The sequence below is a fragment of the Novosphingopyxis sp. YJ-S2-01 genome (assembly GCF_016093175.1).
Taxonomy (GTDB): domain Bacteria; phylum Pseudomonadota; class Alphaproteobacteria; order Sphingomonadales; family Sphingomonadaceae; genus Novosphingopyxis; species Novosphingopyxis iocasae.
In genome coordinates, this window is record NZ_JAEDAI010000001.1 from 2,186,535 (window position 1) to 2,200,782 (window position 14,248).

At 61.3% G+C, this 14,248-nt stretch carries 17 protein-coding genes and 1 pseudogene; 14 read left to right on the forward strand and 4 right to left on the reverse strand.

All coding sequences use genetic code 11. The annotated features are described in order from the left end of the window. Positions 1 to 108: 108 nt before the first annotated feature. Complete coding sequence (locus I6A82_RS10670) at positions 109 to 969, forward strand: LysR substrate-binding domain-containing protein (protein WP_198094852.1); 861 nt, start codon at positions 109 to 111, stop codon at positions 967 to 969. A gap of 193 nt (positions 970 to 1,162) precedes the next feature. Here the strand turns inward: I6A82_RS10670 and I6A82_RS10675 are convergent, their stop codons facing one another. Then, positions 1,163 to 1,942: an alpha/beta fold hydrolase gene (locus I6A82_RS10675; RefSeq protein WP_198094853.1), complete on the reverse strand. Its 780-nt coding sequence runs from the start codon at positions 1,940 to 1,942 to the stop codon at positions 1,163 to 1,165. Between the two features lie 648 nt (positions 1,943 to 2,590). On the opposite strand from I6A82_RS10675, the gene I6A82_RS10680 reads away from it, so the two are divergent. Genes I6A82_RS10680 through I6A82_RS10695 form a run of 4 tightly spaced genes read left to right on the forward strand, consistent with a single transcriptional unit; the run spans position 2,591 to position 5,964 of the window. Then, positions 2,591 to 3,589 (forward strand): hypothetical protein, encoded by a 999-nt coding sequence (locus tag I6A82_RS10680; RefSeq protein ID WP_198094854.1) that lies wholly within the window; start codon positions 2,591 to 2,593, stop codon positions 3,587 to 3,589. Next, positions 3,586 to 4,671 (forward strand): acyl-CoA dehydrogenase family protein, encoded by a 1,086-nt coding sequence (locus tag I6A82_RS10685; protein WP_232343416.1) that lies wholly within the window; start codon positions 3,586 to 3,588, stop codon positions 4,669 to 4,671. Before I6A82_RS10680 ends, I6A82_RS10685 begins: the two co-directional genes overlap by 4 nt. Next, positions 4,668 to 5,399, forward strand: a complete 732-nt coding sequence (locus I6A82_RS10690; protein WP_198094855.1) for a PIG-L deacetylase family protein — start codon at positions 4,668 to 4,670, stop codon at positions 5,397 to 5,399. Before I6A82_RS10685 ends, I6A82_RS10690 begins: the two co-directional genes overlap by 4 nt. Next, on the forward strand, positions 5,392 to 5,964 hold the full coding sequence (locus I6A82_RS10695; RefSeq protein WP_198094856.1) for a class I SAM-dependent DNA methyltransferase: 573 nt from the start codon (positions 5,392 to 5,394) through the stop codon (positions 5,962 to 5,964). Before I6A82_RS10690 ends, I6A82_RS10695 begins: the two co-directional genes overlap by 8 nt. A 140-nt stretch (positions 5,965 to 6,104) precedes the next feature. Here I6A82_RS10695 and I6A82_RS10700 read toward each other — a convergent pair whose 3' ends face one another. Continuing rightward, complete coding sequence (locus tag I6A82_RS10700; RefSeq protein ID WP_115490677.1) at positions 6,105 to 6,611, reverse strand: YciE/YciF ferroxidase family protein; 507 nt, start codon at positions 6,609 to 6,611, stop codon at positions 6,105 to 6,107. Between the two features lie 182 nt (positions 6,612 to 6,793). Here I6A82_RS10700 and I6A82_RS10705 point away from each other — a divergent pair, with 182 nt between their 5' ends. The 8 genes from I6A82_RS10705 (at position 6,794) to I6A82_RS10745 (ending at position 12,095) form a co-directional block, all read left to right on the forward strand. Continuing rightward, on the forward strand, positions 6,794 to 7,309 hold the full coding sequence (locus I6A82_RS10705; protein ID WP_198094857.1) for a hypothetical protein: 516 nt from the start codon (positions 6,794 to 6,796) through the stop codon (positions 7,307 to 7,309). A gap of 29 nt (positions 7,310 to 7,338) precedes the next feature. Next, positions 7,339 to 8,421: an extracellular catalytic domain type 1 short-chain-length polyhydroxyalkanoate depolymerase gene (locus I6A82_RS10710; RefSeq protein WP_198094858.1), complete on the forward strand. Its 1,083-nt coding sequence runs from the start codon at positions 7,339 to 7,341 to the stop codon at positions 8,419 to 8,421. A gap of 461 nt (positions 8,422 to 8,882) precedes the next feature. After that, the gene (locus I6A82_RS10715; RefSeq protein ID WP_198094859.1) at positions 8,883 to 9,299 is read left to right on the forward strand and encodes a hypothetical protein; all 417 of its coding nucleotides are present in this window, start codon (positions 8,883 to 8,885) and stop codon (positions 9,297 to 9,299) included. A gap of 188 nt (positions 9,300 to 9,487) precedes the next feature. Then, positions 9,488 to 9,742, forward strand: a complete 255-nt coding sequence (locus tag I6A82_RS10720; RefSeq protein ID WP_198094860.1) for a cold-shock protein — start codon at positions 9,488 to 9,490, stop codon at positions 9,740 to 9,742. 75 nt (positions 9,743 to 9,817) lie between these two features. Continuing rightward, positions 9,818 to 10,027 carry a hypothetical protein gene (locus tag I6A82_RS10725; RefSeq protein WP_198094861.1) on the forward strand — a complete coding sequence of 70 codons (210 nt, stop codon included), beginning with the start codon at positions 9,818 to 9,820 and terminating at the stop codon, positions 10,025 to 10,027. Next, positions 10,024 to 10,221, forward strand: a complete 198-nt coding sequence (locus I6A82_RS10730; RefSeq protein ID WP_198094862.1) for a hypothetical protein — start codon at positions 10,024 to 10,026, stop codon at positions 10,219 to 10,221. Before I6A82_RS10725 ends, I6A82_RS10730 begins: the two co-directional genes overlap by 4 nt. A gap of 48 nt (positions 10,222 to 10,269) precedes the next feature. Beyond that, positions 10,270 to 10,821 carry a DUF2061 domain-containing protein gene (locus I6A82_RS14580; protein WP_232343418.1) on the forward strand — a complete coding sequence of 184 codons (552 nt, stop codon included), beginning with the start codon at positions 10,270 to 10,272 and terminating at the stop codon, positions 10,819 to 10,821. Between the two features lie 200 nt (positions 10,822 to 11,021). After that, positions 11,022 to 12,095: a sensor histidine kinase gene (locus tag I6A82_RS10745; RefSeq protein WP_198094863.1), complete on the forward strand. Its 1,074-nt coding sequence runs from the start codon at positions 11,022 to 11,024 to the stop codon at positions 12,093 to 12,095. A gap of 339 nt (positions 12,096 to 12,434) precedes the next feature. On the opposite strand, the gene I6A82_RS10750 is transcribed toward I6A82_RS10745, so the two are convergent. Continuing rightward, positions 12,435 to 13,169 (reverse strand): DNA N-6-adenine-methyltransferase, encoded by a 735-nt coding sequence (locus I6A82_RS10750; protein WP_198094864.1) that lies wholly within the window; start codon positions 13,167 to 13,169, stop codon positions 12,435 to 12,437. Positions 13,170 to 13,181: 12 nt separating this feature from the next. Beyond that, positions 13,182 to 13,346 (reverse strand): annotated as a pseudogene (locus tag I6A82_RS14740) (helix-turn-helix transcriptional regulator); the annotation flags it as partial. Between the two features lie 101 nt (positions 13,347 to 13,447). Here I6A82_RS14740 and I6A82_RS10760 point away from each other — a divergent pair. After that, positions 13,448 to 14,245, forward strand: coding sequence for a S1/P1 nuclease (locus I6A82_RS10760; protein ID WP_198094865.1), 798 nt, complete (start codon positions 13,448 to 13,450; stop codon positions 14,243 to 14,245). Positions 14,246 to 14,248 lie beyond the last annotated feature (3 nt).

A 14,248-nucleotide genomic window follows, 5' to 3' on the forward strand; every position in this document is an offset into this window, starting at 1 on the left:
GGCTGGTTCTTTCGGGGGCTGGTCATTTGAGGAAGATGCGGTCACTAACTGTTCGATTCCAACGCAATGTTCTTATCATTCCGTTCGCTTACGCTTATGGATCAGCGAATGACCCTCGATCAGCTTCGCATCTTCGTCGCCGTAACCGAGCGCGAACACGTCACTCGCGCGGCGAAGGCGCTGAACCTCACGCAATCCGCGGTCAGCGCTACCGTCTCGACATTGGAGGAGCGACACGGCGTGCGTCTGTTCCACCGCGTCGGGCGTGGGATCGAACTGACGGAAACGGGCCGCGCTTTCCTTGTCGAAGCGCGCGACGTGCTCGCTCGTGCGGACGAGGCGCAGCACATGCTGGACGATGCGGCTGGGCTTGAGCGCGGCCGTCTGTCGCTCGTCGCCAGCCAGACGATCGCGGGTTACTGGCTGCCGCCCATCCTCGCGCGGTTCAAAATGCGCTATCCTGGCATCACGATCGAGTTGGCAATCGGCAACAGCGTGCAGGCTGCTGATCGGGTCCGTGATGGCGATGCAGAATTGGGGTTCATCGAAAGTCCGCTCGACGATCCGGCTCTCGCGCGTTGGCAGGTCGGAGAAGATCGGCTCGCGCTGATCGGCATAGATCCTCCGGACGATCCCGATGCCGATACCTTGCGCGCGCTACCCTGGCTGATGCGCGAGGAAGGATCCGGCACACGCGCCGCGCTGGTTGCGGCCTTGCAGGATAAAGGAGTGAGGCTCGATGAATTGAATGTGGTCCTGACGCTGCCATCCAATGAGGCATTGCTGTCCGCTGCCGCAACCGGCGCTGGCGTAACCGCGCTGTCCACCTTAGTCGCTGGGCCGCTGATCGCCGCCGACACAATCCACGCCGCTGCCTTCGAGATCGCATTGCGCCCCTTCTTCGGGCTGCGGCACAATGAGCGTTATCGCTCCAGGGCCGCCGATGCGTTGCTGGATTTGATGAACTGATAGACTCGACGTGATCGGCAATGACACAGCCTAAGCCTGCCGTCCCCGATAGGCATGCGAATGTCTGCTTCTCTCAATATCCAACAAAAAAGAGACGGTCTGCTCCCGGCTCAACAAAGGACTTTGCAATGGGGCCAGCCCCTGCATTGGCCCTCGACTTGCTAACCGCTCAATTGCAGTATTATTTCGATTCCTAGATGCTCGTTGCATCCAGTATCACGCGGACAGTCTCCTCTGGCCGATCCCACATCGGGAAGTGCCCGCTACGCTCGAACCAGTGCAGCGTCGCTTCAGGGAAAGCTTTCATCGCGCGATCCGCCTGCTGCGGCAGACACAGCCGATCCTTGCGTCCCCAGCCTATGACAACAGGCGCAGCCGTTTTCGCAGGACCCTCCTGCATTGCGCCGTTGGCGAGGTCCTTCACGAGCGAATTGACGGTGCGCGTGTCAGCCAACGACTTCAATTCGCGCGCGACGAATGCCCCGTCGAGCGCCCACGGCCTTGCAGAGAGCTGAGCCAAAAGCGCGGTCCGGCCGGCGACATTTCCGGTGATGGCAGAAAGCGCCGGTCGTAGCGCGCGAACCAGAGCAACCGATGGCATCAAGGTGGCTTTGAAGAAGGTGCGCTCCCACCCTTGCCAGAAGCCGCCCGGATCCAGTGCGACAACCGCGCCCGCTTGGCCGCGCCGCGCCATCTCGAGCACAAGGCGAGCACCCAGCGAACTGCCAACCATATCGATACCTTTGAGGTTCTCCGCGCCGAGCCAGTCGTGCAAACTGCGCGCCAGCCCGTCAAACGTGCCGCTGTCGGCCTCTTCGGGTGTCTGCCCGTGGCCGGGCAGGTCTATGGCAATTACCTCCCTGACTTGAGAAAGCGCAGGCGAGATCGTGTCCCACGAGCCGCAGGTCGCCCCCAGTCCGTGGACAAGGAGGAGGGGTTTTCCGCGCCCCGTGCGCGTATGGTGCATGGTCATGTAACGGCAACGCCTCGCACCGACTTATGGGCCCGTGGATGTCTATATTGCCGAATGTGAGGCCAACAGCGGACGGTCCGCATACGGCCCAGAAGCAGAAGGGCAGCAAGGCGCCCTAATCCCGGTCATTCGAGATGCTCGCGCTCTGACCGGTAAGCTGCCGTTTGTGCAATATTTAGCGGATGACAGTTAGGCGCCCCAATCTTGGTAGGTATTGAATTGTTGAGCCGGCTTGGAAGCAGGCGTCTTTCCAGACCGGAACGCCGCTTGGCTGAACCCATATCGCAATGTCGGGCGTTTATGATCCGACTGTCCCGATAATTGGAAAGGCATCGGCTCTTCCTCGATCAGCCGGAGCCTTCCTATGTTCGAACGAACTGCTTTCCCCAATACCGTTCTGCGAGATGCAACACTCGGGCCGATCACGCACGACTGCTCGATCCTCGTCGATAGTCCGATCGGATGGCGCGGGTTCCCGAACATGACCGCCTTCTGCCATAGTTCGCTTGAGGCGCTCATCGGCCAAGAAAGACCGTGAGCGGCGGGTATCAGTCGGCCCGCGTAGCCTGTTCGCTGCCGCCAGAGGTCCAGCGCAACTTCGTCAGAACTCCTGCGCCACGCCGCGTTTCAATGGAATACGCGGCATGGTTGGCCGCATTGCTCGCAAATTCGCCATTCGATGGCCGGGCGACGCTCCAGCAATTCAGCCTCAACGCGGTGGGAGAATTCACCTTCGCGGTCGCGGTCCCGGTCCGCAACGAAGGGGAAATCCTTCCGCAGATGTTGGCGGCGCTGCTGAGCGCCATGACAGGCATTAGCGAGCGGGGCCTGGCGGTGTTCGCGGTGAACGATACGCAGGACGCGTCGGCGAAACTCATCAGGGACTGGCTCGGGCTCAACGAACTATCGGGCGTGGTAATCGAAGTTGGTTTCGCCCCGGCGATACGCAGCGCTCCATACACACGGCGGCTCGCGCTCGATGTCGCCAGCCGCTTCGCACCGGCAGGCGCGCTGCTGACCACTGACGCGGATAGCGAGGTGGGACCGGGATGGGTCCGCCAGGGCTTGGACGGTCTTGCCGACGGGTTCGATCTGATCTGTGAAGACGTCCGCCTGGACGATGTCGGCCTCGCCGCTCTGCCGGACCAGGTGCGCCTTGCCGGAGATGCCGAGCGCGCCTACTACGCGGCCTGCGACGTCCTCTGGCGCAGATGGAGTGGCGAGACAGGTGCTTTCGCACATCGTGCTTCGGGGGCGAGCCTGGCGATCGCAGCCGCCACATACCGCAAACTCGGAAGATTGCCCGTCCCCCATCACGGCGAGGATGCGGCGCTGTGTGCGATGGTCCTGGCCGACGGAGGGCGTGTGATCACCATCGCCGATGGCGGCACACGCACGTCTGCCCGTCTGGAAGGTCGCGCCGCCGGTGGCTGCGGTGCGGCGTTGAGCAGACGCGCCAGCGAGATCGATCCGGTTTGCGACGCAGCGCTTGTCCCGCTCGCTGAGTTGAGAAGGCTCGCTTCCTTCCGGGTGCGTCATGGGTATCGGGCCAAAAGAGACCGGCCTGAAAGAGCGCTTCGCTACAGCGAGATCCTTGTCCAGCTGGCTCACGCCCGGGCCCTGCTGGCAGAGGAGGCAATCGTTTGACCTTGCTGTCCATAGCCACGGTCGAGAAGGCTGTCGCCGCGCGAGCCTGTGCGGTCGATTGCGACGATGGCGATCTCGCCGCGGATATCGGCGAGTTGCGCGACCATAATTGGCTTGTGTTCTGTCTCCCCCGGGAAGAGGGCGGGCAAGGCTGGGGGACGCAGGACGAGGGAACCTTGCCCGCCTTCGATGCGCTGCGCGCCCTTGGCAGGGCCAACCTCTCGGTCGCTCGGCTGTTCGAAGGACATATGAATGCCGTCAAGCTGGTCGTTCTCTATGCGCGCGGGCCATCGCGGGATGAGGCGTTCTCTGCGATCCGAAGTGGTGCGCTTTTCGGAGTGTGGGGTGCGGACGATCCGAATTGCCCGCTGACGCTCGATCCTGCCGGCGACACCCTGCGCGGAGCCAAGCGCTTCGCCTCCGGCCTCGGGCTGATCGACCGGGCAATCGTCACCGTCGCGCACGAAGCCGGTCCGCAACTTCTTCTCGTGCCGAGCGACGATGCGGAACGGGCCGATGCATCGGGTTGGCGCATGGGCGGCATGCGGGCGACACGCTCAGGGCGTTACGACTTCGACGGGGTCGATATCTCGCGCAGCCAGAAACTCGGTGATCCGGGCGACTATCTGCGCGAGCCGTATTTCGAAGGGGGAATCTGGCGCTATTGCGCCGCCCATCTGGGTGGAGCCGAGGCGCTTTATCGCGCCATGCAACGCGAACTTCTGGATCGTGACCGCGCCGACGATCCTCACCAGCAATGCAGGATGGTGGAAGCGGCAATAGCCGTCGAAACCGCGCGGCTCTGGTTGCTGCGCGCAGCCCGCGCGGTGGAAGCCAAAGACGCCCCGGCCAATGTGGCGGCGCTGTCGCTACTCGCGCGTGAAGTGACGGAGCGAAGCTGCCGCACCGTCATCGAAACGGTCGAGCAGGCGCTAGGCATGGGCTCGCATATCGCCGGTTCGCTGGTCGAACGCATTCGCCGCGATCTGGCGCTGTTCCTGTGCCAGGCGGCGCCCGACGCCAAGCGCGCACGCGCGGCTAAGACACTGTTCCATCTCGAGCACGAACTGGAGTTCCTATGAGCCTGCCTTCTTCTGCGAAAGGCGCGCTCCTCTCGGCGGCTGCCGACTCGCGCCCCGTCGAAATCGACGAACTTGGTCCTCCCGGCGGCCTGCTGATCGTCGCGCCCCATGCCGACGACGAGACCTTTGGTTGCGGGGAAGCGCTCGCTTCTGCTGCTCAGGCCGGGCGAGAGATCGGGATCGTGCTGCTCACCGACGGCGAGGGATCGCATCTGCGTTCGGTTGAATACGGCCGCGACCGGCTCGTCGCGCTCCGCATGAGGGAAATGCGGGCGGCGCTGGAGGTTCTCGCCCCCGGACAGAATATCCCGGTGATGCGCGCCGGGCTGGAGGACGGCAGCAGCGATCTCGAGCGGCTCGGACTGTACCGGCTGCAGCGCATCTTCGCATTCGCTTCGGCGCTCGATACCCGGTCGGTCTGGACGACCTGGAATGGAGATCCGCACTGCGACCACAAGACCGCCGCCACGCTCGGTCGCATGGTCGCGGACGAGATCGGAGCAAAATTCTGGCGGTTTCCCATCTGGGGCCGGTTCGGAGAACGCGGCGTGCCTGACGATCTGCGTATCTTCGCCAATCGGCAATATCGGGCCCGCAAGCTCGAGGCGATCAATGCCTACCGCTCGCAAACGACATCGCTGATCGCCGACGATCCGGATGGCGTCGTGATTCCGCAAAGGCTGCTCGATCACTTCGCCGAGAGCCCGGAGATTTTCATCGGTGGATGAGGGTGACCCAGCCCGCGCGGAGACCTTCGACGCGCTGTTCGCGGACGATTCCGATCCGTGGGACTTCGAGAACAGTGCCTACGAACGTGACAAACGCGCAGCCACCACCGCCGCGCTTGAAGGTGCGCGTTTCACAAACGCTCTTGAGATCGGATGTGCCACCGGGTTCCTGTCTCGTGACCTCGCCGCCCACTGCGATGCGCTTCTCGCGCTCGACGTGTCGGAACAGGCGCTTGCTATCGCCAGGTCGAAGTCCGTCACGAACGACACGGTTCTGTATCGCCGCGCTGAGGCGCCACGCGACTGGCCGGAGGGATCGTTCGACCTGATTGTCTTGTCCGAAGTCCTCTATTTCCTGTCTACGGAGGAGATCGCCACCGTCTCTCGGCGGGCTCACGAAACGCTGGCGGCAGACGGACTTTGCCTGCTGGTCAACTGGACCGGCGCGAACGATCTGGCAGTTGGCGGCGAGGAAGCTGCGCGGCTGTTCGCCCACTCCGCTCGATGGCGTGGCGAGAAACCCCGGGTCGAACCCTCCTACAGGATTGATAGGCTGCTAAAGTAGCCGACCTTGCGGGCACCCTGTCCAACATACGCCAATGCCCTGATCGCAGTTCATGCGATCCAGGTGTTTGCTTTGATGCGGGAAATGAAACCTGATCGGAGGGCGCGGCGGCATCAGCCACCGCGCCCAACGAAATCAGTTCAATTGTCCTGCTTGGCGGCAAGGTTGACCGAGCGTTCGGCCAGTTCGCTGGCGAAATCGTCGGCACCGTAAATGTCGTCGACAATCTCATCGAGCTTTGCGGTATCGTCGTCGCGGCCGAGCGCATCGGAAAACGCCTTGGCAGTGCCGAAGCCGGCAATGCCGTAGTGGCTCATGCGCTGATACTGCGCGATAGCGGCCACGGCGCGGACCTCATCGCTCACATCCTCGTCGATCACGTGGGCGCGGGCTTCGGCGACGAGGCCTTCCATTCCCTTGCAATGTTCCTTGGATTTATCCGCTCCGCCATTGTCGGCGAGCATTGCGCGCAGGGTCTGGGTGTGTTCCTCGATGCCGCCTACTGCATCGTCGAGCATCCCGGACAGGGCCTCGTCCTCGATCTTTTTCGCCATCTGCTTGACGATCTTCTTCATCTGATCATTCGCCGACACCAGGTCTTTGAGTTCCTCAACGTAGAGGTCTGAGAGATTCTTTGGAGCGCTCATGGGTTATCCTTCAAAGGGAGGGGCCGCGCACCGGAGCGGCTGCGTGGACGACTAGGAGTCGAAATAGAAGGAATTGGCGTTTCTCGATCGAACGCCCGAAACCGTCGAAAGCGGCTGGTAGCTGACTTTCCAATGTCAGGCGGGCTCACTCGTTCCTGCGGTGTGAGCGATCAAGGAAAGCAATGCCGGATTTCCGCGAATTTCTCCGGAATATATATATTTATCGGCCCGCGACCCTTGTGGCGGTGCATCAGCGCTACCATCTCTTGACCATCCACTGGGATGACAGAGAGATGGCTGTGACCCGTCCGAACACCGAAACCGAAAAGATCACCGTCAACCTGGGCTTCGTCGATCTCGGCTCGATAGACTTGCTGGTGCGCGAAAGCGTCTTTGCAAATCGCACCGACTTCATCCGCACCGCCATCCGAAACGAGCTTGCCCGGCACGACGAGATTGCCCTGCAGGTGAAGGGGCGAGACACCCCCGTGCTGGGAATCTGCCACGTAGTTCGTGCCGATCTGGAAACGGCGCGCGATGCGGGTGAGATGCTCGATTTTCGCGTGCTCGGTCTGCTCAGCATCGCCAGCGACGTGGATGCGGACCTTGCGCAGGCGACCATTCGATCCCTGTCGATCCTGGGCGCCTTCCACGCGCCTCCAGACGTGAAATCCGCTCTTGCCGACCGCCTTGCGTAATTTTCGCGCGACAACCGAAGGTATTTGAAATGTCCAATCCCCTGAACGCTAGCATGTCGGAGGTTCTCGCTCTGACGCGAGCGGGCAGGCTCCGGCAGGCGACCGATCTTATCCAGCGCAATCTGAGCTTCAGGAATGCCCCGGTTACCGCTAGCGAGACCTCGGTCGACGAGATCGGCGATACCATCGCCTTGCCCGCTCCCGCTGCCAGGTCAGCAACCGAAGCCGGCAGTCGAAGACCCGCGTCGGCCACCCCCGACCCTGCAAGCTTCGATCGGCGCACATTGCGCAATGCTGCCGGCTCTCTCGACTATCTGCTCTACAGGCCGAGCGGCCTGAACGATCCTGCTCCGCTCGTGGTCATGCTGCATGGCTGCACGCAATCTGCGGAGGATTTCTCGCGCGGAACGCGGATGAACGCGCTTGCGGACGAACTGGGATTCATTGTCGCTTATCCCGAGCAACCGAGGTCGGCGAATGTCCAAAAGTGCTGGAACTGGTTCCGGCCTGGCGATCAGGGGAAGGCCTCGGGCGAACCGGCGGTCATCGCTGCGATCACCCGCGAGATCATCACAGCCGAAGGCGTCGACCCCGATCGCGTCTATGTTGCCGGGCTCTCCGCGGGCGGAGCTGCGGCCGCGATCATGGCGAGCGCTTTCCCCGACCTCTATGCCGCGGCCGGTATCCACTCCGGGCTCGCCTGCGGGGCGGCGAAGGACTTGCCGAGTGCGCTCGCGGCAATGCGTGGGAGCGGCGCGGTGCGCCAGCAGTCCTCTTCCCAGAAATATGTTCCGATCATCACCTTCCACGGCGATCGCGACAGCACGGTCCACCCGGTCAACAGCGAACGCATTCACGCGGCCTGGGATGCAGCTTCCGCGATGTCCGGTCTGGAGCGTAGTGTTACCAAAGGATCTGCGCCGTCTGGCGGCTCATATCGCAAGACCGCAATGCTCGCCGCCGACGGGCGCAGCATGTCGGAAAGCTGGTTGCTTGAAGGTGCCGGGCACGCATGGTCCGGCGGATCGGCTGCCGGGTCCTACACTGCACAAGACGGCCCCGATGCATCGCGGGAAATGCTTCGGTTCTTTTTCCAGCATCGGCTGGGGTGACAAGCCTAAGTTCCATTCGCGCCCTTCCCAGCTGCAATCGGTAAGTGCGGAGGGCGGCTCTTGGTGCTTGGCTTTCATAAAGGCCTGCGCTTGTGCGTAAGAATTGATTGCATAGAGTTGTAAAGACGAGACTCCATCGTCATATATGTGATAACTAATAGTCTTAATAGACGGTCTATTGCACTGCGTTATAGGCGGCCATTTCGTTCATCTTATTCTAATAGTCGTTCCGCAGCCTATTATGGCGCGCGGACCTCATTTGAGGAACGAAAATGCGCCGTCTTAACAGGTCATTGCGTCAGCAGGTGTGCCAGTGAACACCCGACGCGCCGACGGCCCTAGCTATTTTGCTGGCATGTTTCCCGTCCTCTTCATCGGAGCGATATTCTGGTGGTTTTCCTACTGATTACCGCAGCCTGCTCCGCCGAGGGTATCTCGCAAGACGCGCAAAGGAAATGATCATGAAGAACCTCCCTCTCCTGACGATCGCTGCATCGTCACTTCTCGCACTTGGTGCGTGCGCTGATAATGCCAAAGCACCGCTGACGACAGGCGAACGAATTTCCGAACGAGGAAGTCAGATCGGACAATATGGCGACGCGTGGTCTGCCGGTCAGGACGACGTGGCGCAGGGCGAGCGCGCAATCCAGAAAAGCAATGAGAGCATCGAGCGAGCGCGGTCGCAGATCGCCGATGCCAACGGAGCGCTGACCAAGGCTGAAAGCAGGCTGCGCGAAGCACAGGAGAATAAGCAAAATGCCGAACGGCAGGTAGCCGATGGCAAAGACCAGATGGATCGCGCCGAGGGGAGTTACGAGGCGGTTAGAGACGGTCCCTCAGCGGGCAATTCACCGCCCGACGAAATACGAGGCGATTAAACTATCTTCAGGCTTGTATGATGCCGTGGCCTTGAATTTCGTATAAAAATCCCCATCTTATTTCCAGCTACCAGTCGCAATCGACGGTCACCGTTTCCACCACTTGGAAACTCTTTCCTTCAGTTTCGCCTCTTAGTCGCAGCCGGGTCAATTCTGGCGCGCTGCACACTCGACCGAAGGAATGACAGATGACACATTACGGCAAGATCAAGAGCTATGACAGCAGCTCGGGCACCGGCTCCATCACCCCCGAAAAGGGTGGCGAAGCGCTTCGCTTCAAGAAGGCAGACCTCCAGCAGGAAGGCCACATGCCGAAGGTCGACGAGCGTTTCAGCTACGAAACCAGCGAAGTCGACGGCGGCAAGAAGAGCGCCGTGAATTTGCAGCACCAGCAGGGTGACGGACAGAGCCAGAAGGGACAGGCCCGCGCCCAGCAGGGCTGACGCCGATAGCAGGGCCGGGGATCCACCTCCCCGGCTCTCGCTACGTCCCCTCTGCCAAGGATCTTTCCGATGCCGATGAACAAGTTTCTCTTCGATCACCAACTCGCGGCCATGAAGGCAGATCGCTCGGGTTCGCCCGAAGAGCGCAAGGAAGCTGCAGAGTCGATGGGACATCGTGCGAAACGGATGGCCGATTGGCGCAGGACGAATAACCTGTCCAATCTTGGTTGGCCGGCTGACGAACGCCCCATTTCCGAAAAGGACGATTTAGGTGAAAAACCGTGACTGATGCAGCAACCCCCAAGCAGCCCGGAACCGGCGACTGGGAAAATGAAGGCGGCGCGCTCGAGCCGAAGCCCGCTCCCTCGCTACCGGAAGGGATCATTGCCGTAACGTCGGTCCACTATCGCGTCGGACCATATTCATACGCCAGGCTCGAAGACGCCTTGGCCGAGCATCGCCGCCAGTCTGGCGAATGACGCTCCGTTCACTCCTGCGAGCGTGACTGCGAAGCGACGGCGCCAGCAATGAAAGAACCTACCCAGAAACCGTTGTTCGGGCCGGGATCGCCGAAGCTCGATCCGCCGGAGAGGCCGAACATAAAGCCCCGGCGCTCTGTCGCCAAGGCCATATCCTGGCGGGCCGTCGGCACGATCGACACGCTCATCCTGTCCTATCTTCTCATCACGTATCTGGGGCCGATGTTCGGGGCGCCGGTCGCTCAGGCCGATGCCCTCGAGACGGCGAGCTATATCGCGATCACAGAGGTTGCGACGAAGCTTGTCCTCTATTTCCTGCACGAGCGTGCATGGTCGCTCACCGGGTGGGGCACCGTGTTCCGCAAGGATCGGCACCGCGAAACCATGCGTCGAACGACCATCAAGACAGGGCTATGGCGCGTAATCGCATCGCTCGACACCTTCGCTCTGGCATGGTTCTTCACCGGGAGTATGGCGACCGCCGCTTCCATTGGGGGCCTGGAAATTTTCACCAAGCTGGTGCTGTATTTCTTCCACGAGCGGGTCTGGGCGCGCATGCCATTCGGACTTGCAGATCAGCGCGCTGAAAGCACTGCATAGCGGTGAGCTGCCGATCGGGTTGCTAAATTCAGTCTTTCCAATGATTCATTCCCGAAATGATAGCTCATAGTGCGCCGGTGCGTGCTACTGGAGAGCTATCGCGCACTGGCGACAACGGCCAGCGACGAGTCGGCCTGAGCCGAAAGACCCGGAATTACACGCAACCTGCGCTGTGCCGGTCAATCAAGGAAGGGGTATTCATGACCCCGCCACCAACCCAAGCTTCCGACCCGGTAACCCGTCTTGCCGATGCAATGGTCGTGAACTCGAACACGCCCTTGATCATGCTCGACGAAGATCTCACCGTGATCGCGGCGAGCCTCTCCTTCTGCCGCGCCTTCGGTCTCGACTGCGCGGTGCTGACGGGCAGTTCCATCCTCGAAATGGGCGATGGCGAGTGGGACGTCGCGCGCCTGAAATCGCTCTTACGAGCGACCGGTTCGGGCGGCGCGAATATCGATGACTACGAGATGGTGGTGCCCGCTGCAAAGGATCGCTCGGAACGTTCGCTCAAGCTCTCGGCTCACAGGCTCGAATATCCGGGGTCGCAAAGCATCCGTCTTCTTCTGACGGTGATCGACACGACCGAAGCCAAGACAGCCAAGAGGGAGATGGAGGACTTGATAGCCAATAACGTGATGCTGATGCAGGAACTCCAGCATCGCGTGGCTAACAGCCTTCAGATCATCGCTTCGGTGCTCATGCAATCCGCCCGCCGGGTCAGCAATGACGAGACTCGCAGCCACCTCCAGATGGCACAGAACCGTGTTCTCTCGATCGCCACGATCCAGAAGCAGCTATCGCAATCGGGATCGGACGAAGTCGAGCTGGGGCCCTATTTGGAACAGCTTTGCGAAAGCATCGGAATTTCGATGATCGCGGATCCCGAGATACTGACGATCGAAGTCGATGCTGTGGAAGGCAGTGTAAGCTCATCCAAGTCCGTGAGCTTTGGCTTGATCGTCACCGAACTGGTGATCAACGCCCTCAAGCACGCCTACCCTGTCGATCAAGGCGGAACTATACGGGTTTCCTACGTCACCGAGGGCAGCGTGTGGACGCTGGAAGTCGAGGATGATGGTGTTGGCATGCCGCTCGATGACAGACCTGCGGCCGTCGCGGGTTTAGGGACCAGCATCGTCGAAGCACTGGCAAGGCAGTTGCAGGCCAATGTTTCCATAACGGACGCCGACCCTGGAACGCGTATAACAATCCAGCATGAAGACGCGGAAAACCCGGAAACCGAGCCCATGCCCACGGTAGCAGCCCTTTAGCCACCGGATGGGGGATGCAGAGGCGCGCCAGAGCGCTCTCAACTGAGATAAATCGGGGCGAACGACCGACAGCCGTCGAATGATGTGACAGCCGGAGCAGGTTGGTCAAAAGCCGTATGGCACCTTTCCGGGTTCGGTCGACCAATACCGGACTGTCCGCTCCCGGCCCAGCTCCCGCCGAACATCAGGCTTCGAACGAACGACCGATTTCGAGATGCACCGAAGGCGCCATTCGCTTCGCCTTCTGCGGAGGTCGGCCTGAATTAGGTTCAGCAAATGCTAAACCAATAAGTGCGCCGCTTTGCAGCAGAATGCCATCGATCGAGCGAGCTTCAATTGCTAACGAGCTAACCAGTATCCGCTCACCAGATCGCTCCACGCTGCTTTCTCTTTCGCGGTCACGCCGAGCGCTACCAGCATGAGAGAGAATGGTGTTGGTTGGGCCCCACCCCGTGAGTCCAGAAAGCGCACCCTGCCCCGTAGGAGGCATATGTCCGCATCTTGGGTCAGGGTATCGTGAAACCAAGCCGAGTCCGTCCGGGCAGGAACGAGACACACCACCGCTTCGACGTTCCCCAATCGCCACTGCTCATGCGCGCGCTGCAACCATTTCAGCTGGGCGGAGAAAGGCGGATTGACGAACGCCAGTCGGCCGGACCAGTCGTCGATTAGTCCGTCGCCGCCCTCATTCAGCAAGATGCGCCGCTTCGCGACGACCGGGCTGAGCCGGTGTGCACAAGGGTCGATATCTACGGAGCCGAATGCCGCGTAGATGTTGTTCATGAACTCGGGTGGCGTGAACCTGCTATCGCGGTCCTCCTTGTCGCCTTGGCCCCAGTAGGCGCGTTCGGGAGCCCGGCGCTTCGCCTGCGGAGCCAGTGCCTCCATCAAGCGCATTAGGCTGGCAATCGAACCGCCACCCTTCTCGATATTCGAGATCGTCTTGTGGGTCAGACCGGTCCTGACCGCCAGTGCATCGAGTGCCATTCCGCGCTTGAGACGGCGAGCGCGGAACTGCTCCGCCAACGTTCTCCCGGGTCCGATACCGGTCAGCCGGAACTCCAGCGCGGTCATGACCGCGTCCAGCGTCGCTACCGAACCGATGCCGCGCTCGAGCCGATAGATTGCCTGCTCGCTCGCTCCCGAACGGTCGGCAAGCGTCTTCTGGGTCCAGCCCTTGTCGCGCCGGGCGTTCCGCAGATCGTCGAGTAATATCGGATGTCTCCCACCATCATATTCTATCCGAGAGATGCTTCATGGCGAGCAATTGGACAAGACCGACCGTTCCGCAAGGCTCCATCTCGCCGCCGTAGTCTCGCAACCGCAACCGAACCGGGCTATCGCTTCCGGCCATGAAGGTATTTCTTATAGCGAGCGCCGCGCTTGCCGTTTGCATTCCGAGCGCCGCGCAGGCGTGGGGTCAGACCGGGCACCGGGTGATTGGCGAGCTCGCCGACCAACGGATCAACGGCAGGACACGCGCCGAGATCGAAATCATCCTCGGCAGCGAGGACCTCGCCGAAGTGTCGACCTGGGCAGACGAGGAGCGATCGAACCCGGACGCGTTCTGGCAGGAAGAGGCTGGCCCATGGCACTATGTGACCGTACCCGCTGGGCGGGCCTATACCGAGGTCGGCGCGCCGCCCGAAGGGGATGCGTTCACCGCGCTGCAGCGATTCACGGACACTCTGCGCAATCCGACGGCGAGCCGTAAAGACAAGGCGCTGGCGCTGCACTTCATCGTTCATATCGTCGGCGATCTTCATCAGCCGCTCCATAACGGAAACGGCGCGGACCGAGGCGCCAACGACGTGCGCGTCACTTGGTTCGGCGATGCGACGAACCTGCATTCGGTCTGGGACAGCCGTCTTATCGACAGCCGCAACCTCTCCTATAGCGAATACTCCAACTGGCTCGGTCGCCGCATCACGCCCGAACAGACTATAGAATGGTGGACTTTCGATCCGCTGGTCTGGATTGGCGAGAGCACCGCGATCAGCGATACGATCTACCCCGAGACCGATGGCTCTGAGCCACCGCGGCTTGGCTACGCCTATCAGTATAAGCATCTCGGCACTGCCGAGCGGCGTTTGCAGCAGGGCGGTGTGCGCCTTGCCGCCTATCTCGACTGGGTATTCGCGGGCGAGTAGCTG